Genomic DNA, 23731 nt, shown 5'->3' with positions numbered 1-23731 from the left:
AAAATATTTTGAGGGTAAAAAGGATAGGAACAATCCGTCGAATTTACAAACCCGATTTGCCCAAAAATCAAAATTAAAAAAGGAAGCGTTGCTTCCTTTTTTTCTTACCCAAAAACATAAAAAAACCAACGAAATCAATCGTTGGTTTTCAAGCTATATCAACTATTTAATATCTCTTATTTCAAGCTTTTCAATTGATCATTTGCATATTGGTTAGCAGGATCAATACCTAAGGTTTTATTAAAATTATCTTTTGCTTTAACTTTATCAGTAGCAGCATAAATAACGCCCAAATTATTATAAGCTTCAACCAATTTAGACTTCATCCCTTTGGCTGCCAACTCTGAAGGATCTTTTTTGCTCGCTGCAGTTACAAAATCTTCGTAATTTTTGGCAACCAATGTGTCATTTTTAAGTAACACCTGAATTCTCGCTTTAAAAAGGTACGCATCCTGAGTTGTTGGCGAAGCTGCAATAATTTTATCCAATGATAAATCAGCTTTATTTAGCGCTTCTATTTGCTTAGGATTCAAATTTTCAATTCCCACACAAGACCAATATATAGACGAAGCAAAATAGAAATTATCCAGCAACGATGGTTTTACTTCCGTATTTGAAATTGCTATTTCATAAACGGCAGCGGCTTTGGAATATAATTTTTTCTCAAAAAGTTTTTTGCCTAAATCTGAGAACTCACTAGTTATAGCAGGAGTTAATTCTAAAGCTTTTTTCAAATCCAAAATTCCTTTACTAATAAGCAAAGTATCAACTGGAGTTGAGAGTACAGCTTTGCCTAATTTTGAGGCTCCCAAATAATAATAGTCCCTACCAATTACTCTATTCGATGGATTAGAAACAAATGGCTCCAATGAATTTATAGCTACGTCCAAATTATTATTGTGATAAGCCGAATAACCCAAATAACGATAAATTCTAGGATTTACCTTGTCGATTTTTGTCATTTCATTAGCTTCAGCTTCAAGCGCTTTGTAGTCTTTGGCTAATATAAGGAAATCGGCATGGCGCATACGGGATTCCAATGAGTAATCCGTTAAAGACATGTATTTTTCATAATATGCTAAAGCCTTTGAAATATGACTTTCATAATTGCTTGGATCATTTAAAGCCCAAAGATATTCGGTTTCAGCAAGTTCGCGATACACCGGCCCATAATTAGGATTCAAGGCTATCACCTCATTAAATGATGTTAATGCTACAGGAAAATTATGGGCATTTTTAATTAAAGTCCCCAACCCCATTTTGGCTCTCAACAAAGTAGCATCAATCATAAAAGCTCCACGATAAGCTTCATAAGCTTCATTTTGCATTTTATTGAATTTGTAAGCATCACCCAAAGCCAATAAAACAGCAGTATTTTTAGGATCAATTAATCGGGATTTGGTCAAAATCTCAATTGCTTTACTATAATTTGGGTTAGTCGAATAGGTATAGGCTTTACCAATAAATACCGACTCTTCCATATTGTTTTTGCTACCATTTTTAGTAGCTAATGCGAAATTTTTCTCGGCTTCGGCAACATCACCTTTATCGAGTGCGATATAACCCAATCCTATATAATTAAAATTTGCTTTGGAGGAGCAAGCAATTCCGGCGTCATAATTCTTTTTGGCGGCATCATAATCCCCTTTCAAAAGACTAACATTCCCCAAAAGAAATCTAGCATACCCGTCTGTAGGCGCTGAAGTTGTTATAGTTTCCAAAGTCTTTTTTGCTACTTCATACTGTTCAGCATCAATAGCGTTTTTTGCTTGCTTTATATCCTGAGCTTGTCCCAAAAAAACAGAAAACAGCATTGCAACGGTATAAATAAAAACTTTTTTCATGATTGATTAATTAATTTATATAATAAAATAGTCCAGCATTAATTTTTAATAAAAACAATTCCACAAATATAAAACAATATGCGGCAAAAATTATTGACTTTTATCATTAAACTATTTAAAATCAATTAGTTATATTTAAAAAACATGATAAAAATCATTTTTTATTTCCAAGAAAAAGCATAATCACAACACAACAAAGAAGAACAAAAATTTTAAATTAGACTTTTTCAAAATCTGGCAAGGCCCTAACTATTCATTTGTAGATAATTACAAAAACCTTGCCATAATAATCCTGTAATATTGGAAACAAAATATAAGATTCGTTACCAAGAAATATTTCTGAAAAAAATATCAAAATCGAATACACTCTGAAATAATACACAAAAACATTCTTTCAAAATATTTTTAAATTTCAAAAAAGGATTGCATCCTATTATTACCTTTGCAAAAAAAATTTAATCATGTCAAATATTTATATAGGATATCATTTTTCTATTGAGCCAAAAGAGCTGGGATCGGAAATATTAATTGCAGAATTAGGAGAAAAAGCTTTTGAAAGTTTTACCGAAACCGAAACCGGTATTTCTGCTTATGTGCAAAAAGATCTTTGGGACGAAATGATATTGGATGACATTCAGATATTACAATCAGAAGAATTTAAAATCAATTATACTTTTGAAGAAATTGAGCAAATAAACTGGAATGAGGAATGGGAAAAAAACTTTGAACCCATCGATGTAGATGGAAGCTGTCACGTTCGCGCACCATTTCACCCAAAAACTGATGCGCAATATGATATTGTAATTGAACCTAAAATGAGCTTTGGTACAGGACATCACGAAACCACCCACATGATGATCCAGCATTTATTAGAAATGGATGTTACTGGCATGAAAACCTTAGACATGGGTTGTGGTACAGCTATTCTGGCAATTTTGGCCGAAATGAAAGGAGCCCAGCCTATTGACGCTATAGATATTGACAACTGGTGTTACCTAAACTCCATTGAAAATGCCGAACGCAACAATTGCAAGCACATAACAGTTTATGAAGGAGACGCTGCCTTATTGAAAGGAAAAAAATATGATTTAATTATAGCCAACATTAACAGAAATATTCTATTAAATGATATGCAAAGTTATGTTGACAGTTTGAATCCGGGCGGAACCATATTATTTAGTGGTTTTTATGAAGAAGACATTCCTTATATTGATGCATCTTGTACAGAAAAAGGATTGACTTATGTTAAAAAACTAAAAAGAAACAATTGGGTATCAATAAAATACGTAAATTAGTATCCCCTTTTTTTAATCAACAGTACAAAAAACTGAAACAATGAGTACATTAGAGCAAATAAAAGAAAAAATTTGGGAAGAAGAAGTAACGACCAAAAACAACGAAATTATAGTTTACAATGATGACGTAAATACTTTTGACCATGTTATAGAAACTTTGGTTCGTGTTTGCGGACACACCTCTATTCAAGCGCAACAATGTTCATTGATAGTACATTTTAACGGTAAATGCACCGTAAAAACAGGAGAATATGAAAAATTAAAAGTACAATGTACTGGATTACTTGAAGCCGGTTTAAGTGCTGAGATAATCTGATACAATTATTTCCAAAAATAAGTCATTTATTCTGAAGCCTATTTGAGCAAGTACAATCTCAAATAGGCTTTTTTTAATGTTAATCGCTTTTGGTTTATTGTTGACAAAGAGCGACGAACAACAACCCAAAAACAATAAGCAACAAACTTAATGAGGCAATTTACTTTTTAAAACACCATAAATAACTGTTCCTATAAGTGCGCCTATAAGCACAATAATTACAGGCATAAACCCTGCTCCTATCAATATAAAAATAGGTCCTGGGCAAGATCCTACCAATGCCCAACCTAATCCAAAAGAAATTCCTCCTAACCAATATCTGGCGTTATCTTTTGGTTTTTCCTGAATTTCAATCGGTAAGCCATCAATGTCTTTTATATTTTTTCTTTTGATAATTTGAATACCAATAATTCCTGTTGCAACAGCAACTCCTATAATTCCATACATATGAAACGATTGGAATTGAAACATTTCATAAATGCGGTACCAAGAAACCGCTTCCGACTTGGTAAGTACTATTCCAAAAAAGAATCCTACCAGAAAATATTTTAATAACTTCATAACCTAGAAAAATAAGGGTAATAAAAAATGAGACATAATCAATCCTCCGATAAAAAAAGCGATAACAGCTTTTAAAGAAGGTAACTGCAGATTACTCAATCCCGAAATTGCATGCCCAGAGGTACACCCTCCTGCATAGCGTGTCCCGAAACCAATCAAAATTCCGCCTCCAAGAAGAATCAAAATACTTTTTGGTGATTGCCAAATTTGTTCTCCAAATAATGATTGCGGCATCAATTGTCCGTTAGGAGCATCAATTCCCATTTGCGCAAGCTGGGCTATTGTTTTGGGATTAATAGTAACATTTGAAGGATCACTCATAAAATGTACAGCCACAAAACCGCCTACCATAGCACCTAAAACAACTACATAATTCCAACGATTCGACCTCCAGTCAAAATCAAAATATTCAAAACGTTTTCCTAGCCCCGTCATCGAACATAGGGACTGAAGATTGGTAGACATACCAAAATTTTTCCCGAAATAAGTCAACAACAGCATCACCATTCCTATTAAAAAACCCGACACGTACCACGGCCAGGTTTGAAAAAATATTTCCATATCAATTAGTTTTTGATACAAATATAAAAGGATTTTGGATATTTCGTCAAATGCCCTCTTTTTAGACAAAAATTCACAAGGATTCCAAATGAATATTGACAGATAGAGTAAAGTTCTTTTTATATTTGTAGTAAGAAATACATCACTTTTAAAAAATTCAAATACTAAAAATGAAAAAAATAGCTTTATTCATTGCAACAATCATAGTACTAGCCTCTTGCGGAAGCATTAAATCTTCCATAAAAAACGTTGACAACAATGCACCTGAACCTGTTTTGGGCAACAATAATGCTTTTATAATTACCCAATACAGCAAAGACAAAAAATATGGCTATGACAAAGACTATCCAGTCAATATTTTTTTCAGAGGTACACGAAATGACACCATTAACCAAAAATATTTTATAAACGCTTTGGCAGGGCCAAAAGGAGAAAAAATAACTTATAAAAAATTAGGAAACTGCTGTCCATTTCCAACCAAAAACAGCGATATGGGTGCCGGATTTTTGGATGTATATGAATTAAGCTGGGAAGGTTTGAAAAAACCAATCATCTTATATATAAACATCTACGAAAGAGGGCAATTAATGGTGCCAATGGGGCTAAGTTTGAAAAAAATCAATTAAAACAAAAGCACTCTTTAACCTTCTTTCAACAATTTTTTCTTAGGCAAAAAAAGATATGGACAGATAAATGAAATCTGTTCCTAATAATCATTTACATTATTAAAATAATCCCCAAAACTAATTCAAGAGTCGCAAAATCGAACTACATTTGCACTTTCAAAAAAAACAAAAAACATGAATATACAAAACATACCGCAAATCAAACATACTGAGAGCGGTAACTTCTTTTTATTGGCTGGTCCATGCGCCATTGAAGGTGAAGAAATGGCGATGCGAATTGCCGAAAGATTAGTAGGTATCACCGACAAATTACAAATCCCTTACGTTTTTAAAGGATCTTTCAAAAAAGCAAACCGTTCTAGAATTGACAGTTTCTCTGGAATTGGAGACGAAAAAGCATTAAAAATTTTGGAAAAAGTATCCAAAACTTTTGGTGTACCAACAGTTACAGATATCCACACCAATGAAGATGCCTCTATGGCTGCCGAATACGTAGATGTATTGCAAATTCCGGCTTTCCTTGTTCGTCAAACGGATTTAGTAGTTGCTGCCGCCAAAACTGGAAAAACAGTTAACCTGAAAAAAGGACAATTCATGAGTCCTGAAAGCATGAAACACGCTGTACAAAAAGTTTTGGACTGCAACAACGAAAATGTGATGGTAACTGACCGCGGAACTATGTTCGGTTATCAGGACATGATTGTGGATTACAGAGGAATTCCAACTATGCAACAGTATGCTACAACTGTTTTAGACGTTACGCATTCACTTCAACAGCCAAATCAAACCGCTGGTGTAACCGGAGGAAGACCGGATATGATTGAAACGGTTGCCAAAGCAGGAATTGCCGTTGGTGTTGACGGTATTTTTATCGAAACACATTTTGATCCTGCAAATGCCAAAAGTGACGGTGCTAATATGCTGCATTTAGATTACTTTGAACCTTTGATGAATAAATTGGTTGCTATTAGAAAAACAATAAACCAATTCTAAAATTTAATACCTACGCATTGAAAACAAATTTTTTATATACTACTTTTTTAGTTCTTTTTTTTACTGTTAATGCATTTGCTCAAGACAATATACCCGTTACTGAAAGATATACTGCTCACAACAAAGGTAAATTCTTCATTTCATGGGGTGGTAACAGAGAGAGCTATACTGAATCTGATGTAAACTTTAGAGGAAAAGATTACAACTTTACTGTTGATAATATGGTTGCTCATGATAAACCAAAAGGTTGGCATGTTGATTACATTAATCCTGCAAACATGACAATTCCGCAAACTAACTTTAGAATGGGATATTTCATTAACGACCATTACAGTGTTGCTATTGGTTTGGATCACATGAAGTATGTTATGAGCCAAGCTCAAATAGCTAATGTTACTGGTTATATTAATTTACCTGCTGATCAATCAGGATCTATTTACAACGGGGTTTATAATAATACTCCTGTAGATATGTCTCAAGGTAATGCTCTGGAAGGTGGTTACGATAAAAATGTTGCTCAGCCAAATGGTACTGCTTTTTTAATGTACGAACATACAGATGGTTTGAACTATGTTAATACTGAGGTTTCCAGACATGATGATATTTCGAAATTATTTAAATTACCAAATACAGATAAATTTCAGATTAACTTAACGGAAGGTTTAGGAGCTGGCCTTTTATATCCAAAAACAAATGCTACTGTGTTAGGAATGCCTCGTCATGATGATTTTCACGTTTCTGGATATGGTCTATCTGCAAAAGCAGGGATTAACTTTACGTTTTTCAAATATTTCTATGTACAAGGTGAGCTAAAAACGGGTTACATCAACATGCAAGATATTAGAACAACAAGTGGAGACGATAAGGCTTCACAAAATTTCTTCTTTTTCCAAAGAATTATTGCTTTTGGAGGTATTTTTAGATTATAAAATAGCTCATATAAAATCAAAATCTCCTTCGGGAGATTTTTAGTATAAGATAGATTTTAGTTGGTTTAATAAAAAAATTATTAATCAAATTTAAAGACATTGAAAACAAAAATTTTACACACTGCTTTTTTAGTTTTATTTTTTACTGCTAATGCTTTTGCTCAAGACAGTACGCCTTCAAATGAATTATATACTGCCCACAACAAAGGTAAATTCTTCGCTCATTGGGGAGGAAACAGAGCTTACTACACTACTTCGGACATACACTTTCAAGGTGACGGATATAATTTTACGGTAGAAAATGCTCAATCGCATGATTTACCAAAAGGTTGGAACATTGATTATATCAAACCGGGAAGTTTAACATCGTCACAAACCAACTGGAAAATGGGATACTTTTTCCATGACAAATTCAATGTTTCTATCGGGATTGATCACATGAAATATGTGATGACCCAAGATCAAACAGCGATGATCAACGGAACTATTAATTTGCCTTCGACTGAAGTTGGCTCTCAATTCAACGGAATTTACAACAACAAACCGGTTGATTTGACTGATGGTAAATTCTTAAAGTTTGAGCACACAAACGGATTAAATTACATCTTTACCGAAGCGGCTTATTACACTGATATTTCTTTGCTTTTTGGAATTACCAATACCGATATTTTCCAACTAAACCTAACCGAAGGACTTGGTTACGGAATATTGGTTCCAAGAACCGATGCAACTGTTTTGGGAAAACAAAGACATGATGAGTTTCATATTTCAGGATATGGATTTTCGGCAGATGCTGGTTTGAACTTTACTTTTTTCAAGCATTTTTACATGCAAACCGAAATAAAAGCAGGTTACATCAACATGACCGATGTAATGACCACTTATAATGACGATCACGCTCAGCACCATTTTTGGTACGGCGAAACCATCGTTTCTTTCGGAGGTATATTCAGATTATAATACTTCAATCGCATACAATTAAAATCTCCTTCGGGGGATTTTTTTGTTTAAAGCCTAAATGTTTTTTAGGAGCAGAACATTGTACTTTTTTAGGAAGTAACCTCCCGCTTTACACTGCAATCTTGCGAACCGAACCCCGGTTCACAAGGATTTCCGTTGCAATCGGGGCTAAATTAGGAACTTTTGTATTTCATAACAAAGTCAATAAAACACGTAACTAAATAAGTTCGAATAGTTGCCAAAAAATCAAGAACCTATTTGATAAATTGTAATCTTTTTTTTCATTATTTTTGAAAACAATAAAGCGAAACAAACCTTCGCTTATCCACCTTTATTCAGGTAGATTGGCGAAGGTTTGTTGAGCATATATACAAGTTGGCAGTAATTTATAAAGAAAGAAATGAAGAAAATGTGGATTATTATCTTAGCAATCTTTTCTGCATACATTGTGTATCTATTTGGATACCCAATAATTTCGTATGAATACTACAATCTTTTAGAATATTGGAATAACAGAAATGCAATAGAATGGAGTAAAGATAAAAAAATAGAATGGTCAGATTTTAAATATGACGGAAATAATCCAAATTGCAAATTTTTTGTTGATTTTAAGTTCAGCACAAGATATAATATCGACAATCCAATATTATTTAGGTCAAAAGCATTATTCCTAAATAAATCATCTTTTATATGTGACACTACAAATAAAAATATTTTAAGAGTAGTTCAAGCTAAATTTGACTTATTAGAAATCTATCGACGAAAAATGTGTAAAGAAGTTGATAGCATTAAAAAAACGGATAGCACTAAATTAACATTAGAGTATTTCCGAAATTTAAATGAAAAATATTATGACCTTTTTAACAATGAATTTGAAAAATATTCAAATAATCCTAACAAATTAAAGTCTTTGGCGGAACTAGAAAAAAGAATCAAAGTAGAACTAAATCGGTAAACTACTGCTAATCGAGTAGACAGCTCCTTCCCTGTTCTTCGAAGAGTTCTCAAAAAAAATTAGTCGGGTGCGCTGCGCGAATGTCTTCAACTTCACACCCACACCTATAAGCAACCAATAAGAGCTTGATTTAACCTAAAATAAGCTTTAGGCTTTATTCCACACAAAGGGACGTGAAGAACCTCCAAAGTTTCACAAAGTAATTAAGCTCAATGTCAAAGGAAATCTCTTTTTCTTTGTGATTTTTTGTATCTCCTTTGGGCTTTTCCGCGAAATGTATTCCTATTTCGGTATTTTGTTTTAAAAATAATCAAAAAAAATATTGCTAATATTAAATTTAATCATTTACTTTGTGTTTCAAAGTACTTTTATATGGATGATAAATATTTAAAAGACATCAGTGACATCAAAAACATGATGAACAAATCCTCTCAATTTCTCTCTTTGAGTGGCCTGGGCGGAATAATGGCTGGCGTATATGCCTTGATAGGCGCTTTTATAGCCCATGAATTAATTGAAAACAATAACAATGATTACGAAAGTCACAGTATCACTTTGGAAAGCAATACTTTTCAATTCATTGTTTTGATTGCTTTTACAGTATTATTTTTATCGATAAGCACCGCAATACTACTTACATACAACAAAACAAAAAGAGAAGGCGAAACAATATGGAACAGCACTTCAAAAAGACTATTGACCAACTTCTTGATTCCATTGGTAACCGGTGGTATTTTTGCCTTACTCTTGTTAGAAAACAAAACCTACGGACTGATCGCACCCATAACTTTGATTTTCTACGGTCTGTCTTGTGTAAACGCAAGCAAATACACGCTTCGGGATGTGCGTTATCTGGGCATAACCATCATAATCATTGGATTATTGGCCACTAAATTCCCTGGTTACGGATTAGAATTTTGGGCTTTAGGTTTTGGTGTCTGCCATATCGTTTATGGAAGCATGATGTATTTTAAATACGACAGGAATTAGATTTCAGATTTATGAAAACAAGATAAATCCAAAAAGAACAACCATGAAAAAAACAAAATATATTTTTGCTATAATTACTTTCCTGATGAGTTTTGGATGCGCGTTATTCATTGCCAATTCCATGTTTGGGAATATTCTTTTTGGTAAACATCCTGCTAGCATTTTGGATAAAATTCAAGAGGGAGACATGATTTTTCAGACTTCCAATTCCAAACAATGTGAAGCCGTAAGAATTGCAACAAATTCTAAATTTTCGCATTGCGGTATTGTATTTATCAAAGAAGGTAAAAAATATGTTTTTGAAGCGGTTCAACCCGTAAAATTCACCCTACTGGAAGATTGGATTACTCACGGGAAAGAAAATCATTTTGTGGTAACCCGATTAAAAAACGCATCGGAAATCCTAAGTTTGCAAACCCTGCAAAAGATGAAAAACTATGCAAATCGTTTGAACAACAAAGATTATGACCTCTATTTTGAATGGTCTGATGATAAAATTTACTGTTCAGAATTAATTTGGAAAATATATAAAAATGGTGCCGGAATCGAATTGTGTCCTCTTCAAAAATTAAAGGATTTCAACTTGAAAGACAAACGGGTACAAGCCCTATTAGCCGAAAGATATGGAAATAAAATCCCTTTTGAGGAGAACGTAGTAGCACCTTCAGACCTGGAGCAATCCAAAATAGTAACCACCATAATTGACAATTACTAAGATTTGAAAAACATAATTCAAAATATAAATAAAGCATTCGACCACCGAATTCGACTAGGAATCATGTCGGTTTTAATGGTCAATGAATCGGCTGATTTCAGTACGCTAAAAGAATTACTAGGCGTTACTGACGGTAATCTGGCGAGTCACACCAAAGCATTGGAATCTGAAAATTATATTGCCATTGAAAAGCAATTCATAGGAAAAAAACCAAACACTAGTTACAGGGCAACCAAAGAAGGCCGTAAAGCTTTTCAGGATCATATAGACGCTCTGGAGAAATTGATACAAAAACGTTAAGCTATTTTTTTATATCACAACTTTGAAATTCAAAGTACTTTTAATTTGAAAAAAGCAAAAAACAAATAGCAAACCTTAGACAATTCAAACTTAAAACAACTTAAACAAAAAATTAAAAATTATGCATCTGATCATCAAACTATTCAACAACAACCGAAAAATCAACAGTATTTTGCTGCTTTTTACAGCTTACAGTCTTATTTTATTAGTCATAAGAGCAAAATTAACTGACTCTATCTACCTCTTTTTCTTAGTCTGGAATCTATTTTTAGCTTTCATTCCATACTTTTTTATCAGCTACTTGAAAAACCAAATCACTTTGCAAAAAAGTAAATTTAAAACACTATTAGTTCTGTTTTCCTGGCTATTATTTTTACCAAATTCGTTTTACATCCTGACTGATTTGATTCATTTATCTCAATCAAACAATCATCTAGTCTGGTTTGACTTGGTTGTGTTTAGTTCCTATGCTTTAATCGGATTTACAATTGGGATCATTTCAATAATCGAATTTGAAAATATAATAGCAAACTACACATCTCCCCTATTTATAAGATTAATAATCCCTTCAATATGTTTTTTATGCGGGATTGGCATATATCTCGGTAGAATTTTACGATACAATAGCTGGGACATTTTGAGCAATCCTACAGAATTATTCCAAGATATGATGTCCTCATTATTATCTACACATGCATTATTGTTCTCTTTCTATTTTGGAATCTACATCTACTTATTCTATTCTTTAAAAAAAATCTATTCAACCATAAATTCTTTTTAAATCATGCAAACTACCCTAATCCACGAAGAACCTTTTGAAGGTCGAACTTCCACAGAACTTGCCCTTGGCTGTTTTGCCATCGGGACATTGTTTTTCATTCTTTTTACGACACTACAAGACACTTCTTTTGTCTTAATCATTGGGTTCATCTTCATTGTTTTTGCAACAATTCTCAATGCAATCATGCTTTGTAATCTGTTGTATCATTTTTACATTTTACCCCAACAGCGAAAATACATTGGAACAAAAATCCTAATTCTGTTAGCCAATATCCCAATAGCATTTTTGTATTTCTCTATTATAATCTATTTCGTAAAAGCAAATTCACCTTTCTAATCAAATAACATTAATCAATAAAAACATGGAAACTCAAGAAAATCAAAACTCTTCCCCTGTCTCATTTTTTCAATCTCTTTTTCAGTCCACAACTGCCAAAATGTTAATGGTAGGATTTTTAACCCTCATTTTACTAATTCCTTTGGAATTTGTCAAAAGTCTAATCAGCGAACGCTCGATACGTCAGGAAGAAGTTATTTCCGAAATTAACGGCAAGTGGGGAGAAAGTGTCTATTTTTATGGCCCCATCTTAAAAATACCTTACACTGTTTTTGAGGAAACGCTATCCACCAACCAAAAAACCAACGAAACGGTAAAACAACTAAAAGCAATTACCAAATACGCTTACTTTTTTCCGGAAGATTTAAAGGCAAAATCCAATGTCACCACTAAGTTGCTCAACAGAAATAACTACGAGTCAGTGGTGTATAGTTCCAAAATGAATTTTTCAGGGCAATACATTCAGCCTGATTTCAGCAGTAAAAATATTCCGCTAGAAAACATTCAATGGAACAAAGCCACAATATTGATAAAAACCACTAACCTAAAAAGCATTAAAGATGAGGTAAAAATCAATATTGGCGGAACAAAATTTACTTTTGAACCGGTTTACAGCAATAATATGAACGATTCTACCCAAGCGCTCGAAACTGGTTTTATTGACTTGAAAAGCATTTTAAAAACTGACAAAACCAACTTCGGTTTCGACATAAACTACAACGGAAGCAAACAAATAAAAATGGTCCCAATTGGAAAAACCACACAATTAAACATGCAATCCAATTGGGCCTCGCCAAGCTTCACAGGTAATTTCCTTCCCGATGACAAAACCAAGAAAATAGATTCTAACGGTTTTGTTGCCAATTGGAAAATCCTTCATATCAACAGAGCCTTTTCACAACAATTCTTTGAAACTTTGCCTGAATTGGGAGCTTATGCCTTTGGAGTTGACTTTGTGATTCCGGTAAACCAATACCAACAAAACGAAAGAGCTGCAAAATATGGTTTTCTGGTAATTGGCCTAACGTTTTTGGTTTTCTTTTTGATTCAATCCATCAGTAAAATCAAAATCCATATTTTCCAATACGCAATGATTGGGCTAGCTTTGATTTTATTTTACACACTACTAATTTCAATCACTGAGCATAGCAGTTTCACAAAAGCATATCTCATTGCAGCCACCGCAGTAATATCGTTGATTGCACTCTACTCCGTTTCAATACTAAAAGGCAAAAAATTTCCATCTTTTATAGCTGCTGCGCTAACCGGATTATACACTTTTATTTATGTAATTATCCAACTGGAAAACTATGCACTTTTGGTAGGAAGCATCGGTTTGTTTGCCATCCTTGCCGCAGTAATGTACTTTTCAAGAAAAATTGACTGGAATAAATAAACAAAAAAAGTCCCTAAAAATATTTTTATTAGTTATGAGCATAATTTATCTAAGATTCTTAATTTGACTTCTACCCAAAGTCTATAAAGCAAAAAAACTACAAAATAATAGAATTATTTTGTAGTTTTTCTGTGTGGAGTTGATCTAGATTCTTTTCTGTGTGGTTCAGTGTAAAGAATTCGGTGAATTGTACTTTGCAAAAATTGATATCAAATTAAACTAATTTCGATCGAGCAATATTAATTAGTGTTTTATCTACCTGATTTTTCGTTTAATTTATTTGCAAAAGAAACAAGTACTACTAGAAGTAGAACCCCTACAACAATACCTAATTGTAACATTAATTGCATTTTAATTTTCTTTTTTGGGTTAAACTTTATTTTTTTTCTCTAGCTAACGTAGAATATTCCTGTATTAGTAAACACCTTATTCTTAACATGTAACTGGCACACAAATAACAAAAAAATAATATTACATCCAAATTTTTTAATAAATGTTTTTTTTGCGTTAAAAAATTGCGTTTTTTAAATTTTTAAGTAAAAATTCTTACTATTCAAAAATCATTGCCTACCACAACCTAATAGTAATATTTTTATCGCTTTAAAAAGTTTAGTACTTTTGAAATCTGATATTTTTATTATGAAAAAAATTATGATTCTGCTGATGGCTCTAGCCATTGGTGTAGCATTATACGAGCAATCCAGTCCCGATAAAAACGTGTACGTTATGGTAGTTGCAATTGTCATTTTTATGATAGGAATGATGAAATTGAGCAGCAAAACCCCTAGTAAAAATCAAGATAAAGAAGAAGACGATGATGTTCAATAAAGGAGATAAGGTTTCGGTTCTTGATGAAGCTGTTGACGGTATAGTCATATCTGTAAAAGATAAGATAGTTACGATTGAAACAGTGGATGGCTTTGTTATGAATTTTGAAGCCAACGAACTGATAAAAACTGGTGAATCGGCTAATTTGATGGAAAACATCAAAGGCATGAACATCAATGAAATCAAAAAAGAAAAGGAGATTCCGAAGCCTCGAAGTTTTGTAAAAGAAAAGAAAGACAAACACGAATTACCAGTACCGGAATTTGATTTACATATCGAAAAACTGGTGCCTAACAAGCGTGGAATGTCAAATTATGATATTTTGACTTTGCAAACAGAAACAGCACAACGCCACATTGAATTTGCAATTCGCAACCGGATTCCAAAAATTGTTTTTATACACGGTGTAGGCGAAGGTATACTGAAAGCCGAATTAGATTTTCTGTTAGGCCGTTATGACAATGTTGTATTTCAAGATGCCAATTACCAAAAATACGGTTCGGGTGCAACTGAAGTGTATTTTAAACAAAACACAAAGTAACAACCAAATCTTGTATTATAAAAAAACGTCAATGTTTATAAAGCATTGACGTTTTCTTTTATTTTTTCACTTTTGACTATTTCGTAGTTTCCAATTCTCCGTATTTATAACTGTTCCCTAATTGAAAGTTGCTATTACCTTTTTCAAGTGTTACATTTTTTAAGACAATAGTATGTTTAAAAGCATTAGGTCCAATTGTAGTAGTTGTTACCTCTATAACACCCCCAGTTCTACCAAGCCATTCTTCTTTGACTGTAGGTAATAATGGTGTGGTTGTCTGGCAAAAATAATCTGGATTCAATACTCCATTAAATAAACGATAAACCAGTTTGTTTGCTATAAGTCCAATTACCCCTGTCCTCGGCTTGTCTATTGGTGTAACTTCATTTACAATTAGTGCAGGATCTATATCTAATGTAAAAGATTCGTTTTCGGTAAAATCATACACTTGACCACTATTGCTACAAATTTTTAAAACCCCTTGAAAACCAAAAGGCAATGCATCAACACCTTTAAAATAATCCCCAAAAGGAAAAGTTTCATAAAATTGCGTTGTACCATCTTCCTTTTTAAAAGTAAGATTTGTAAAAACAATGTTATGATTATAGCCCGTTATTCGGCTACTATTATTGGTTTCATCCAATTTTTTAACGGCTGTTGTAGTTATTTCGATAACACCCGAAGAAGCATACCATTGCTTATTGATAGTTGGAGTTCCAGGAGGAATTAAAGAACAAATATTATTTGAACTTACGGTTCCATTATAAAAATTATAGACAATCTGATTCACAGAATTTACATCTAATTTAATAGGTGTATCCGGATCAGTAGGTTCGGTAACAAAAGTCCCTTCCGGGATATTCAATATTAAAGCTTCACTCTGTTTGAGCTTAAAAATAAGATTGTTATCCGAACAGCTACTTGTTGTTACACTGGAAAAATCAATATTATCGACTATTAAATCACCATCATCACAACCCGAAAAAGCCAATACGCAAATCAAAATTCCTAAAAATCGTTTCATTCCTTAATATTTTGAACAAAAATAGACTTTTTAATTCGTTTCTTAAACTTTAGCGGCTAAATTTCTAAGTTTACAAGAGTCATAGTTTTTAACACTGCAGGATTATGAATTTCCACAATAAAAGAATTAATTACATCATTACATTATTAATTCATCAAAAAACGAAAGCCATATCAAAGAAATAGTAAGCTATAGAATCATTTCAGAAATCCTTATCTTTGTGCCGAATTTTTACTTTCAATGAAAAAATACAAATATTACTTCGCTGCTTTTTTTGCTTTTTTCCTTTGGGGCTTTTTCAGTTTGGGGTTAAAACCTATATCAAACTATGCTTCATTAGACATAATGTTCTATCGTGTTTTTTTTAGTGCACTAACAATAACCACGATAAATCTTCTTTTTAGAAAAAACAATATTCGAAAAAATTGGAATGATTTTTCGGAAATGTCATCTCAGAAGAAAAAAAACACACTTATTTTGACCTTAGTAGGTGCAATTATTTTGTCAGCCAATTGGTTTATTTTTATCTATGTTGTCAACCACGTGAGCGTAAAGGCTGGTTCTCTCGCCTATTTAATTTGTCCTATCTTGACAACTGTTTTTGCTTTTGTTTTGCTTCGCGAAAAATTAACAAAATGGCAATGGTTGGCTGTTTCCATAAGCACTTTTAGTTGTATTATTTTGTCATTAAACCATTTTCAAGACATTCTTTACAGTTTGATAGTGGCGGCAACTTTTGCATTGTATTTGGTCAGTCAGCGCAAAAATAGCGAGCTTGACAAGTTTCTTATCTTGAACATTCAATTGCTTTTTGTTGCTTTGCTTTTTTTACCTTTTTACCCAAAATACAGTGGGGCAATCCCAACCGAACCTTTATTTTATGCCTGTTTATTTAGCATAGTTGTTTTTTTCACAATAATTCCGCTATTCTTAAACTTATACGCATTAAAAGGCATCACCTCATCGACTGTAGGTATCATGATGTACATCAATCCGATAATCAATTTTGGCATAGCTATTTTCTACTTCAATGAGAAAGTTACTTTGCTTCAACTGTTTTCTTATTCTTTAATTTTGTTCTCGATCATTGTTTTTAACAAGAACATTATTTTTGGTAAAAGAGGTAAAACCAAAATAACTGCAGCCGTTTCAAAATCTATCTAAAAAATGAAAAAAGTATATCTCGATAACGCTTCCACTACTCAGGTTCATCCGGAGGTAATAGCGGAAATGACAAAAATATTAACCGAAGATTACGGCAACCCTTCCTCTACACATAGTTTGGGACGCAATGCCAAAAGCATACTTGAACTTTCTAGAAAATCTATTGCAAAGCAACTAAACGCTACTGCAGCCGAAATTATTTTCACTTCCTGTGGCACCGAAGCCAATAACTGGATTATGCGTTCTGCGGTGAAAGATTTGAAGGTAACCCAAATTATTACCAGCAAAATAGAACACCACGCAGTACTTCATACGGCAATGGCGCTCCAAAATGAATATGGTATCGAAGTAGATTATGTAAAAATCAAAGCCAACGGGCAAGTCGATTTAACCCATTTGGTCGAATTATTATCAGGAGGGAAAAAGACTTTGGTTTCTTTGATGCATGTTAACAATGAAACCGGAACAATATTGGATATAGACAAAGTGAGCCAAATTTGCCAAGAACATCATGCTTTGTTCCATTCAGATACTGTGCAATCTGTTGGGAAAATCAAAATTGATCTGCAACGCACTCCTGTTGATTTTATCCTTGCAAGTGCCCATAAATTTCACGGGCCAAAAGGTGTTGGTTTTGCTTTTGTCCGAAAAAATTCTGGGCTACAGCCTTTGTTTTTTGGAGGAGAACAAGAAAAAGGACAACGCCCGGGAACAGAAGCTATCCACCAAATTGCAGGAATGTCAAAAGCCTTGGAACTTTCCTATCAAAATCTTGAATCCGAAAGCCAATATATTGCTTCATTGAAAGATTATGCCATTGAAAAACTAAAAGCAAATTTTCCCGGATTTAAAATCAATGGAGAAAACACACTTTATAATCTGCTTAATGTGGTTTTGCCTTTTGACGAAAGTAAAATTTCAATGCTTTTATTCCATTTAGATATGAAAGGTATTGCTGTTTCGAGAGGCAGCGCTTGTCAATCAGGAAGCATCAAACCTTCTCACGTACTGGCCGAAATGCTGTCCGATGATGATTTGAAAAAACCAAGCATCCGAATTTCTTTCAGCCATTTCAATACCAAAGAGGATATCGATTTATTAATTGAAGGATTGCATTCGGTTCAGAACAGTTAGGGATTATTGTTGTTTCTGTTTCGCTTTTTCCTGTTTTTTAAAATAACCTCTCAATAAAAAACTGTGTTTCATGGCTTCAAGGTCTTCATTTAGGAGAATAGTCGCTTTATTCAGGTTCGTCATTGTGGAATCTATTTTTTTGACCAAATGAGGATCATTGGACAAATAATTAATCGCACCTTTTCCATTTTTTATATTCGAAATCGTAGCGTTTAAATTAGTCACTACATTGTTTATCTCTTGACTGGACTGATCCAGATTATTTACGATTGTGCTAATTTTTTTGGCTGTGGCGGGATCATTCAAAACCCCAATCACACTGTTTTTGTCTCCTAAAGCGCTAACCGTTTTATTCAGGTTCTCAACAATTTCAGTTGTTCCTTTGCTTGTCATTTTTAAGTAATTCATAGTCTGCTTTAAGTCTGATGCCATAATAGTATCATTCAACAAAGTGCCCAATGAACCTTTTCCCTGGTTAATCTCTTTGGTGATTTTAAGTAAATCGACAGTAAGCAAGGCCGCATTTTTATTGGTTACACTCAACGTATTCAACATATCATCGGTACGAACGCGATTAACAGATTGAATGACATCACCTGCCTCAATATGCGGTTGATTTCCTTTTCCTGGAGCGATATTGATTACCATACTTCCTACCAAACCATCAGAACCAATATTCGCCAAAGCATCTTTTTTAATATTCTGAAACATCGATTCATCGATAATCATATCCACATTGATGGTGCTATCATTTATCATCTCGATTCCTCTAACCGTCCCGACGTTGATACCCGCATAGCGAACATTATTCCCCAGCTGCAAACCGTTTACATTGGTAAAAACAGCGGTTAAATGATTGGTGCTTCCAAACATCTTTTGCTTATTGCCAACAAAATAAACTACGAGAACAAAAAGCATCAGTCCCGTTATGACAAAAATGCCTAATTTTATTTTTTCTGAATCTGATTTTTCCATTTCTGTTTATTTTAGTTTCTAAGTTACTAGAATGCTAAGATTCTTAGTAGCTTACTTAAAAAACGCTTGCACTTTGGGATCATGCGAAGTTGACAAACTCTCAAAAGTCCCTTCGGCATAATTTATTCCGTCAATTAATAAAATCATTCGGTTTGAAATCATTCTGGCACAATCCACATCGTGTGTAATAATTATGGATGATGTATTGTATTTTTTTTGAACAGACATCATTAACATCAAAATCTCTTTTGAAGTAATTGGGTCCAATCCGGTTGTGGGTTCATCATACAAAATAATTTTTGGTTTCAAAATTAAAGTCCTTGCCAAAGCAATTCTACGCTTCATTCCTCCAGAAAGTTCATTCGGCATCAGATCGACAGTATTGGCCAAACCGACACTTTCCAACGCTTCCATAACCAGCGGAGTCGTATCTCCTATAATTCCGAACTTTTTAGTATGTCTTCGCAAAGGAAATTCCAAGTTTTCGCGAACCGACATCGAATCATACAAAGCACTCCCCTGAAAAAGAAATCCAACCTCTGTTCGAAGCTCGTCCAAAGCCTCGGGCGAAAGCTGTTTTATGTTCTTATCCATCACCTCAATACTCCCTTCATCTGGTTCCTCCAATCCAATAAGACATTTTATCATCACCGACTTTCCTGAACCCGATTTACCCATAACCACTAGGTTTTCACCTTGAAAAAGTTCCAAATTAAAGCCATCCAGAACAATATTATCACCAAATCTTTTTTTCAGATCTTTGATAACTACAATCGATTTATTATTTTTTACATTCGATTCCATAGCTTCAGATATTATAAAAAACATTGGAAACAAAAACCGCTATAAAGTCGATAATAAAAAGCAACATCGAAGAAAAAACTACCGCCGAATTTGCCGCCAGCCCTACTCCTGCAGTTCCTTTTTTGCAATAATATCCTTTAAAACAACCGACCAATCCGATAGCAAAACCAAAGAAAAAAGATTTGATTGTTGAAGGAATAACGTCAAAAAATTCCAAATGATTGAAAACCTGAGTAAAATAAAGTAAAAAGGAAACGTCTCCTTTTAAATTTTCGACCAAATAGGATCCAAAAAGCCCAACTGCATCCCCAATAAAAACCAAAATAGGCAGCATCAAAGTAGTTGCCAAAATTCGGGTAACCACCAAATATTTAAAAGGATTTGTTCCGGAAACTTCCATAGCATCTATTTGCTCAGTCACACGCATAGAACCCAATTCGGCCCCAATTCCAGAACCTATTCGTCCGGCACAAATCAAAGCAGTTATAATAGGACCAATTTCTCTGATGATGGAAACACTAACCATCGCAGGAATCCATGAAACGGCGCCAAATTGTTGTAAAGTAGGTCTGGACTGTAGTGTAAATACCAAACCGATAATGAATCCGGTAACCCCAACCAAAAGCAGGGAACGGTTCCCCATATTGTAACATTGTCTGAGAAATTCTTTGAATTCTAATGGGCGTTTGAATGCTTGTTTAAAAAAACGCCCGGCAAAATCAGATAGCTCGCCGATCTCGATAAGAAAATTTTTGAATGATTCTATGATTTTAAAAAAACTATTCATTCCATTTGAGAATTAATTTTTAATAAGAATCCTACCCAAATTTACAAATATTCTACTGATTTTCTTCTTTTAAATAATATAAAACCAAGGCGTATTGATTTTAATTTTCATATAAACGCAATCTATTTTGGGTTGTTATCAACTCTTTCTGTAAATTTTCTATTTTTTGCAAAAGATTAAAAACAACATCAATTCCTTCAGGATTCACTTCCAACTCGTGATGCAGCCTGATCATTCGTTCCAAATTATGCACTTGATTTTCATTGATATAAAGCGATTGCTCGATAACTTCAATTTCAATCAAACCCAAATCACGAAGATTGGTAAAAAAAGAACTCTCAACCTGATAGTGAGAGCAAATCGTTTGCAGCAGTATCCAGTTATCTCTGTCCATTTTTTGATCATTTAAATTTTAAAATCATAGTGGCTTATTTTTCTCTCAGCTTCGACAATTCGGAAAATAGCTCTATTTCCTTATGGCTAAGATTGGTAGGCAAAACAATATTATAGGAAATGTATAAATCTCCAAATTCACCTTCTTTTTTATAAACCGGAAAACCTTTTCCTTTCAATTTCACTTTAGTGCCATTCTGAGTCCCTGGTTTAACGGTTAACTTTACTTTCCCATCAAAAGTATTGGCAGTTATTTCTCCTCCCAAAACAGCTGTATATAAATCTATATCAACCGTTGCATACAAATTGTGTTTGTCGAGTTTAAAATTGGTGTTGTTTGCAATATTGAATGTCAGGTACAAATCGCCTTTGGGACCATTATTCGCACCTTCCCCACCTTGTCCCGCAATTTTAATAACTTGGCCATTTTCGACACCGGCAGGAATCGTTAACCGTATATTTCTTCCATTTATGGTAAGAGTACGTTTGTGGGTGGTATAAACATCTTTTAAATCCAAATGCAATTCGGCATTAAAATCTTGCCCCTTAAAAGCTGCTGTACGTCCTCTGCCTCTTGAAGCACCTCCCCCAAACATTGATTCAAAAAAATCCGAATAATCACCGCCGCCTGAAAATCCACTGAATCCTTCAAAACCTCCCTGTTGTCCTCCCGAATGTTGATAGTGCTGCTGTTGTTTTCTGGCTTTTTCATACTCTTCGCCATGCTCCCAGTTTTCACCGTACTGATCATACTTTTTCCGGTTTTCTGGATTGCTTAAAACTTCATTGGCCTCATTGAGTTCTTTGAATTTCCTCTCAGCATCTTTGTCATTGGGATTTAGGTCAGGATGGTATTTACGTGCCAATTTTCGGTATGCTTTTTTGATATCAGCTTCCGTAGCACTTTTGTCTATCTCTAATATTTTATAATAATCTATAAATGCCATTTTATTTAGTTTATCAAATTTGAATCTGTTATAAATTCCAATTTTTGGTTATAACTAAAAGAGAAAAAATAGTTAAAAATAAAGCAGTTTTACATTCAAATTTAATCATTTATTTTGAGAATAATGATTGAACTGAATAGTTATTATAAGATATTTTTTGAATAAAAACTTCGAAAATAATAGTCTGGAAATATGTTTTAGACACCATTAAAAATTTTTCAAAAAAAGGTACTTACATTTTTTTTAATCAATAATTACTTGTTTTCCCTGTTCATTTCTCTTTTTTAAATCAATCAAAAAATCTTTGTAATTAAGAAATTCAGTGTCTTTAGGATTTATCTGAAGCACAAAATTTATTTTTCCCAACAAATGCTCCAAATAATTTTTTTGTCTTATGCCTTTATATTCCTGATGCTCATTGAGACCAAATTTTTTGATATAATAGATTGCTTGCCTTAAAGCATTACGTTTATGAAACACTACTTGCGATTTCTCATTGACTACAACACCTATTACCGTTTGTCTTGTATTGGGAAACATAAGTTTTGTCTTAACCATGTTTATACTAAAACCCATTTCTTCTACAACATCAATCACTTTTTCTAACAGTTCTTTCTCGTCAAAATTACCCGAAAAGCACAAATCATCAGCATATCGGGTATATCGTATCTTTCTTTGTTTGCAAAAATCAAAAATCAAAGCATCAGCCTTTTTAAAAATTAAATTAGAGAGATAAGGACTTGTAGGGGCTCCTTGCGGCAACTCATCATTTTTGGTGCATAATTTTGCCAGTAATCTTGAGATAAATTTTGAATAACCCAAATTCCGAAAGATATTTTGGATTGCATTTATTTTTATAGAAGGAAAAAAATTTTGAAGATCCAATGTCAATACCTTAGGCTGATTTCGATGAAATCTAAGGTTTTCAATAATTTTCACATTGGGTTTATAGGCTTTAGCAACAGGGTTAACGGGAATTTTATACAATATGTTTTTAAGAATCCAAAGCTGAATCTCTTTCAAACTCGGCAACGGTTCAGAAATAAGCCTTTTACCACCGTTCTTTTTAACGATTTCAAAATTTCTATAGAAGTTGTTCGTGTAGAGTGTAGCTTTCTTTAGATATTCTTTTTTGTAGCCAACCAACTGAGCCAAATGGGATGCATTATAGATAACCGGAACATTATGAGAAAATAAAACCATTGCATAATTTAGACAACGATCAATTTCCTGTTTAGCGTAGCCTGACTTTAAGGCTTCTTTTGAAAAAGTGTAACTGTATTGCTCAAAATCCATAACATAAAAATCATTAATGGGCTGCGGGATTTTATATCCCACAGCCCAATTAAGAAACAGGTTTAAAAGGTCGAAGCTCTGCGGAGACCTTTTAAAGCCTGTGCTTGAAAAAGCATTCAATTACAGAGCAGTGACTCACGGCTCCGTTGTTAGTTACTTACTAACAGCTCTTCACGGAATGACCAAAAAACAATTCATTCTGTCTTGGAATAAAAACACTTTTCTTTTCCAATTTCGGAATTTTATTTTTCATGTCCTTTTGAATCCATTCCCCATTTTT

Annotated in this window: 27 protein-coding genes; 16 read left to right on the top strand and 11 right to left on the bottom strand. The window is 33.5% G+C overall.

All coding sequences use genetic code 11. The features are described 5' to 3' along the window. Positions 1 to 176: 176 nt before the first annotated feature. Positions 177 to 1844 (bottom strand): tetratricopeptide repeat protein, encoded by a 1668-nt coding sequence (locus OZP12_RS09215; RefSeq protein ID WP_281228798.1) that lies wholly within the window; start codon positions 1842 to 1844, stop codon positions 177 to 179. A gap of 461 nt (positions 1845 to 2305) precedes the next feature. Between OZP12_RS09215 and prmA the strand changes: the two genes are divergently transcribed. Next, entirely contained in the window at positions 2306 to 3139 is an 834-nt protein-coding gene (gene prmA, locus OZP12_RS09210) for a 50S ribosomal protein L11 methyltransferase (RefSeq protein ID WP_281228797.1), read from the top strand. A gap of 40 nt (positions 3140 to 3179) precedes the next feature. Then, positions 3180 to 3455 (top strand): ATP-dependent Clp protease adaptor ClpS, encoded by a 276-nt coding sequence (locus tag OZP12_RS09205; protein ID WP_281228796.1) that lies wholly within the window; start codon positions 3180 to 3182, stop codon positions 3453 to 3455. Between the two features lie 147 nt (positions 3456 to 3602). Here the strand turns inward: OZP12_RS09205 and OZP12_RS09200 are convergent, their stop codons facing one another. Next, positions 3603 to 4016: a DUF6691 family protein gene (locus OZP12_RS09200; RefSeq protein ID WP_281228795.1), complete on the bottom strand. Its 414-nt coding sequence runs from the start codon at positions 4014 to 4016 to the stop codon at positions 3603 to 3605. A 3-nt stretch (positions 4017 to 4019) separates the two neighbouring features. Continuing rightward, complete coding sequence (locus OZP12_RS09195; RefSeq protein WP_281228794.1) at positions 4020 to 4577, bottom strand: YeeE/YedE family protein; 558 nt, start codon at positions 4575 to 4577, stop codon at positions 4020 to 4022. Between the two features lie 170 nt (positions 4578 to 4747). Here OZP12_RS09195 and OZP12_RS09190 point away from each other — a divergent pair, with 170 nt between their 5' ends. The 9 genes from OZP12_RS09190 to OZP12_RS20605 all read left to right on the top strand — a co-directional run bounded on the left by OZP12_RS09190 (position 4748) and on the right by OZP12_RS20605 (position 11826). Then, positions 4748 to 5203, top strand: coding sequence for a 2-dehydro-3-deoxyphosphooctonate aldolase (locus OZP12_RS09190; protein WP_281228793.1), 456 nt, complete (start codon positions 4748 to 4750; stop codon positions 5201 to 5203). 174 nt (positions 5204 to 5377) lie between these two features. After that, entirely contained in the window at positions 5378 to 6196 is an 819-nt protein-coding gene (gene kdsA / locus OZP12_RS09185; protein WP_281228792.1) for a 3-deoxy-8-phosphooctulonate synthase, read from the top strand. A gap of 17 nt (positions 6197 to 6213) precedes the next feature. Continuing rightward, a complete protein-coding gene (locus tag OZP12_RS09180) occupies positions 6214 to 7125 on the top strand; it encodes a hypothetical protein (protein ID WP_281228791.1) in 912 nt (303 codons plus the stop codon). A gap of 99 nt (positions 7126 to 7224) precedes the next feature. Continuing rightward, positions 7225 to 8085: a hypothetical protein gene (locus OZP12_RS09175; RefSeq protein ID WP_281228790.1), complete on the top strand. Its 861-nt coding sequence runs from the start codon at positions 7225 to 7227 to the stop codon at positions 8083 to 8085. Positions 8086 to 8485: 400 nt separating this feature from the next. Then, positions 8486 to 9040, top strand: a complete 555-nt coding sequence (locus OZP12_RS09170) for a hypothetical protein (RefSeq protein WP_281228789.1) — start codon at positions 8486 to 8488, stop codon at positions 9038 to 9040. A 372-nt stretch (positions 9041 to 9412) separates the two neighbouring features. Continuing rightward, a complete protein-coding gene (locus OZP12_RS09165) occupies positions 9413 to 10030 on the top strand; it encodes a hypothetical protein (RefSeq protein WP_281228788.1) in 618 nt (205 codons plus the stop codon). Positions 10031 to 10073: 43 nt separating this feature from the next. Next, a complete protein-coding gene (locus tag OZP12_RS09160; protein ID WP_281228787.1) occupies positions 10074 to 10745 on the top strand; it encodes a YiiX family permuted papain-like enzyme in 672 nt (223 codons plus the stop codon). A gap of 3 nt (positions 10746 to 10748) precedes the next feature. Further along, complete coding sequence (locus OZP12_RS09155) at positions 10749 to 11045, top strand: winged helix-turn-helix domain-containing protein (protein WP_281228786.1); 297 nt, start codon at positions 10749 to 10751, stop codon at positions 11043 to 11045. Positions 11046 to 11166: 121 nt separating this feature from the next. After that, positions 11167 to 11826 (top strand): DUF1361 domain-containing protein, encoded by a 660-nt coding sequence (locus OZP12_RS20605; RefSeq protein ID WP_432419522.1) that lies wholly within the window; start codon positions 11167 to 11169, stop codon positions 11824 to 11826. Here the strand turns inward: OZP12_RS20605 and OZP12_RS09150 are convergent. Beyond that, positions 11823 to 12011 carry a hypothetical protein gene (locus OZP12_RS09150; protein WP_281228785.1) on the bottom strand — a complete coding sequence of 63 codons (189 nt, stop codon included), beginning with the start codon at positions 12009 to 12011 and terminating at the stop codon, positions 11823 to 11825. The two genes, OZP12_RS20605 and OZP12_RS09150, sit on opposite strands and share 4 nt — an antisense overlap. A 176-nt stretch (positions 12012 to 12187) precedes the next feature. Between OZP12_RS09150 and creD the strand changes: the two genes are divergently transcribed. From creD to OZP12_RS09135, 3 genes are all read left to right on the top strand, one after another. Then, positions 12188 to 13558 (top strand): cell envelope integrity protein CreD, encoded by a 1371-nt coding sequence (gene creD, locus OZP12_RS09145; protein ID WP_281228784.1) that lies wholly within the window; start codon positions 12188 to 12190, stop codon positions 13556 to 13558. 663 nt (positions 13559 to 14221) lie between these two features. Then, entirely contained in the window at positions 14222 to 14386 is a 165-nt protein-coding gene (locus tag OZP12_RS09140; RefSeq protein ID WP_281228783.1) for a hypothetical protein, read from the top strand. Then, entirely contained in the window at positions 14376 to 14927 is a 552-nt protein-coding gene (locus OZP12_RS09135) for a DUF8465 domain-containing protein (protein ID WP_281229045.1), read from the top strand. Before OZP12_RS09140 ends, OZP12_RS09135 begins: the two co-directional genes overlap by 11 nt. A gap of 76 nt (positions 14928 to 15003) precedes the next feature. Here the strand turns inward: OZP12_RS09135 and OZP12_RS09130 are convergent, their stop codons facing one another. Beyond that, the gene (locus OZP12_RS09130) at positions 15004 to 15951 is read right to left on the bottom strand and encodes a hypothetical protein (RefSeq protein ID WP_281228782.1); all 948 of its coding nucleotides are present in this window, start codon (positions 15949 to 15951) and stop codon (positions 15004 to 15006) included. A 240-nt stretch (positions 15952 to 16191) separates the two neighbouring features. Here OZP12_RS09130 and OZP12_RS09125 point away from each other — a divergent pair, with 240 nt between their 5' ends. Further along, positions 16192 to 17115 carry an EamA family transporter gene (locus tag OZP12_RS09125; RefSeq protein WP_281228781.1) on the top strand — a complete coding sequence of 308 codons (924 nt, stop codon included), beginning with the start codon at positions 16192 to 16194 and terminating at the stop codon, positions 17113 to 17115. A gap of 3 nt (positions 17116 to 17118) precedes the next feature. Then, positions 17119 to 18249 (top strand): cysteine desulfurase family protein, encoded by a 1131-nt coding sequence (locus OZP12_RS09120; protein WP_281228780.1) that lies wholly within the window; start codon positions 17119 to 17121, stop codon positions 18247 to 18249. A 3-nt stretch (positions 18250 to 18252) separates the two neighbouring features. On the opposite strand, the gene OZP12_RS09115 is transcribed toward OZP12_RS09120, so the two are convergent. The 6 genes from OZP12_RS09115 to OZP12_RS09090 all read right to left on the bottom strand — a co-directional run bounded on the left by OZP12_RS09115 (position 18253) and on the right by OZP12_RS09090 (position 23451). Further along, positions 18253 to 19224, bottom strand: coding sequence for an MlaD family protein (locus OZP12_RS09115; RefSeq protein WP_281228779.1), 972 nt, complete (start codon positions 19222 to 19224; stop codon positions 18253 to 18255). 51 nt (positions 19225 to 19275) lie between these two features. Next, positions 19276 to 20028 (bottom strand): ABC transporter ATP-binding protein, encoded by a 753-nt coding sequence (locus OZP12_RS09110; RefSeq protein ID WP_281228778.1) that lies wholly within the window; start codon positions 20026 to 20028, stop codon positions 19276 to 19278. Positions 20029 to 20032: 4 nt separating this feature from the next. Further along, positions 20033 to 20815, bottom strand: coding sequence for an MlaE family ABC transporter permease (locus OZP12_RS09105; protein ID WP_281228777.1), 783 nt, complete (start codon positions 20813 to 20815; stop codon positions 20033 to 20035). A gap of 100 nt (positions 20816 to 20915) precedes the next feature. Next, positions 20916 to 21209: a chaperone modulator CbpM gene (locus tag OZP12_RS09100; protein ID WP_281228776.1), complete on the bottom strand. Its 294-nt coding sequence runs from the start codon at positions 21207 to 21209 to the stop codon at positions 20916 to 20918. Between the two features lie 34 nt (positions 21210 to 21243). Further along, the gene (locus OZP12_RS09095) at positions 21244 to 22155 is read right to left on the bottom strand and encodes a J domain-containing protein (RefSeq protein WP_281228775.1); all 912 of its coding nucleotides are present in this window, start codon (positions 22153 to 22155) and stop codon (positions 21244 to 21246) included. A gap of 243 nt (positions 22156 to 22398) precedes the next feature. After that, the gene (locus OZP12_RS09090; RefSeq protein WP_281228774.1) at positions 22399 to 23451 is read right to left on the bottom strand and encodes a reverse transcriptase domain-containing protein; all 1053 of its coding nucleotides are present in this window, start codon (positions 23449 to 23451) and stop codon (positions 22399 to 22401) included. Positions 23452 to 23731 lie beyond the last annotated feature (280 nt).

Source organism: Flavobacterium aquiphilum (assembly GCF_027111335.1).
GTDB lineage: Bacteria > Bacteroidota > Bacteroidia > Flavobacteriales > Flavobacteriaceae > Flavobacterium > Flavobacterium aquiphilum.
Note: the sequence above shows the minus strand (reverse complement) of the source record. Positions and strands in the feature narration are given on the sequence as shown.

Coding starts and splice junctions, on each gene's coding strand:
- OZP12_RS09090 (WP_281228774.1), bottom strand. CDS start 23,451: ATGGATTTTGAGCAATACAGTTACACTTTTTCAAAAGAAGCCTTAAAG.
- OZP12_RS09190 (WP_281228793.1), top strand. CDS start 4,748: ATGAAAAAAATAGCTTTATTCATTGCAACAATCATAGTACTAGCCTCT.
- OZP12_RS09160 (WP_281228787.1), top strand. CDS start 10,074: ATGAAAAAAACAAAATATATTTTTGCTATAATTACTTTCCTGATGAGT.
- OZP12_RS09195 (WP_281228794.1), bottom strand. CDS start 4,577: ATGGAAATATTTTTTCAAACCTGGCCGTGGTACGTGTCGGGTTTTTTA.
- OZP12_RS20605 (WP_432419522.1), top strand. CDS start 11,167: ATGCATCTGATCATCAAACTATTCAACAACAACCGAAAAATCAACAGT.
- OZP12_RS09125 (WP_281228781.1), top strand. CDS start 16,192: ATGAAAAAATACAAATATTACTTCGCTGCTTTTTTTGCTTTTTTCCTT.
- OZP12_RS09110 (WP_281228778.1), bottom strand. CDS start 20,028: ATGGAATCGAATGTAAAAAATAATAAATCGATTGTAGTTATCAAAGAT.
- OZP12_RS09120 (WP_281228780.1), top strand. CDS start 17,119: ATGAAAAAAGTATATCTCGATAACGCTTCCACTACTCAGGTTCATCCG.
- OZP12_RS09095 (WP_281228775.1), bottom strand. CDS start 22,155: ATGGCATTTATAGATTATTATAAAATATTAGAGATAGACAAAAGTGCT.
- creD (WP_281228784.1), top strand. CDS start 12,188: ATGGAAACTCAAGAAAATCAAAACTCTTCCCCTGTCTCATTTTTTCAA.
- OZP12_RS09135 (WP_281229045.1), top strand. CDS start 14,376: ATGTTCAATAAAGGAGATAAGGTTTCGGTTCTTGATGAAGCTGTTGAC.
- OZP12_RS09170 (WP_281228789.1), top strand. CDS start 8,486: ATGAAGAAAATGTGGATTATTATCTTAGCAATCTTTTCTGCATACATT.
- OZP12_RS09205 (WP_281228796.1), top strand. CDS start 3,180: ATGAGTACATTAGAGCAAATAAAAGAAAAAATTTGGGAAGAAGAAGTA.
- OZP12_RS09150 (WP_281228785.1), bottom strand. CDS start 12,011: ATGATTGCATTGAGAATTGTTGCAAAAACAATGAAGATGAACCCAATG.
- OZP12_RS09130 (WP_281228782.1), bottom strand. CDS start 15,951: ATGAAACGATTTTTAGGAATTTTGATTTGCGTATTGGCTTTTTCGGGT.
- OZP12_RS09200 (WP_281228795.1), bottom strand. CDS start 4,016: ATGAAGTTATTAAAATATTTTCTGGTAGGATTCTTTTTTGGAATAGTA.
- OZP12_RS09100 (WP_281228776.1), bottom strand. CDS start 21,209: ATGGACAGAGATAACTGGATACTGCTGCAAACGATTTGCTCTCACTAT.
- prmA (WP_281228797.1), top strand. CDS start 2,306: ATGTCAAATATTTATATAGGATATCATTTTTCTATTGAGCCAAAAGAG.
- OZP12_RS09165 (WP_281228788.1), top strand. CDS start 9,413: ATGGATGATAAATATTTAAAAGACATCAGTGACATCAAAAACATGATG.
- OZP12_RS09105 (WP_281228777.1), bottom strand. CDS start 20,815: ATGAATAGTTTTTTTAAAATCATAGAATCATTCAAAAATTTTCTTATC.
- OZP12_RS09140 (WP_281228783.1), top strand. CDS start 14,222: ATGGCTCTAGCCATTGGTGTAGCATTATACGAGCAATCCAGTCCCGAT.
- kdsA (WP_281228792.1), top strand. CDS start 5,378: ATGAATATACAAAACATACCGCAAATCAAACATACTGAGAGCGGTAAC.
- OZP12_RS09215 (WP_281228798.1), bottom strand. CDS start 1,844: ATGAAAAAAGTTTTTATTTATACCGTTGCAATGCTGTTTTCTGTTTTT.
- OZP12_RS09115 (WP_281228779.1), bottom strand. CDS start 19,224: ATGGAAAAATCAGATTCAGAAAAAATAAAATTAGGCATTTTTGTCATA.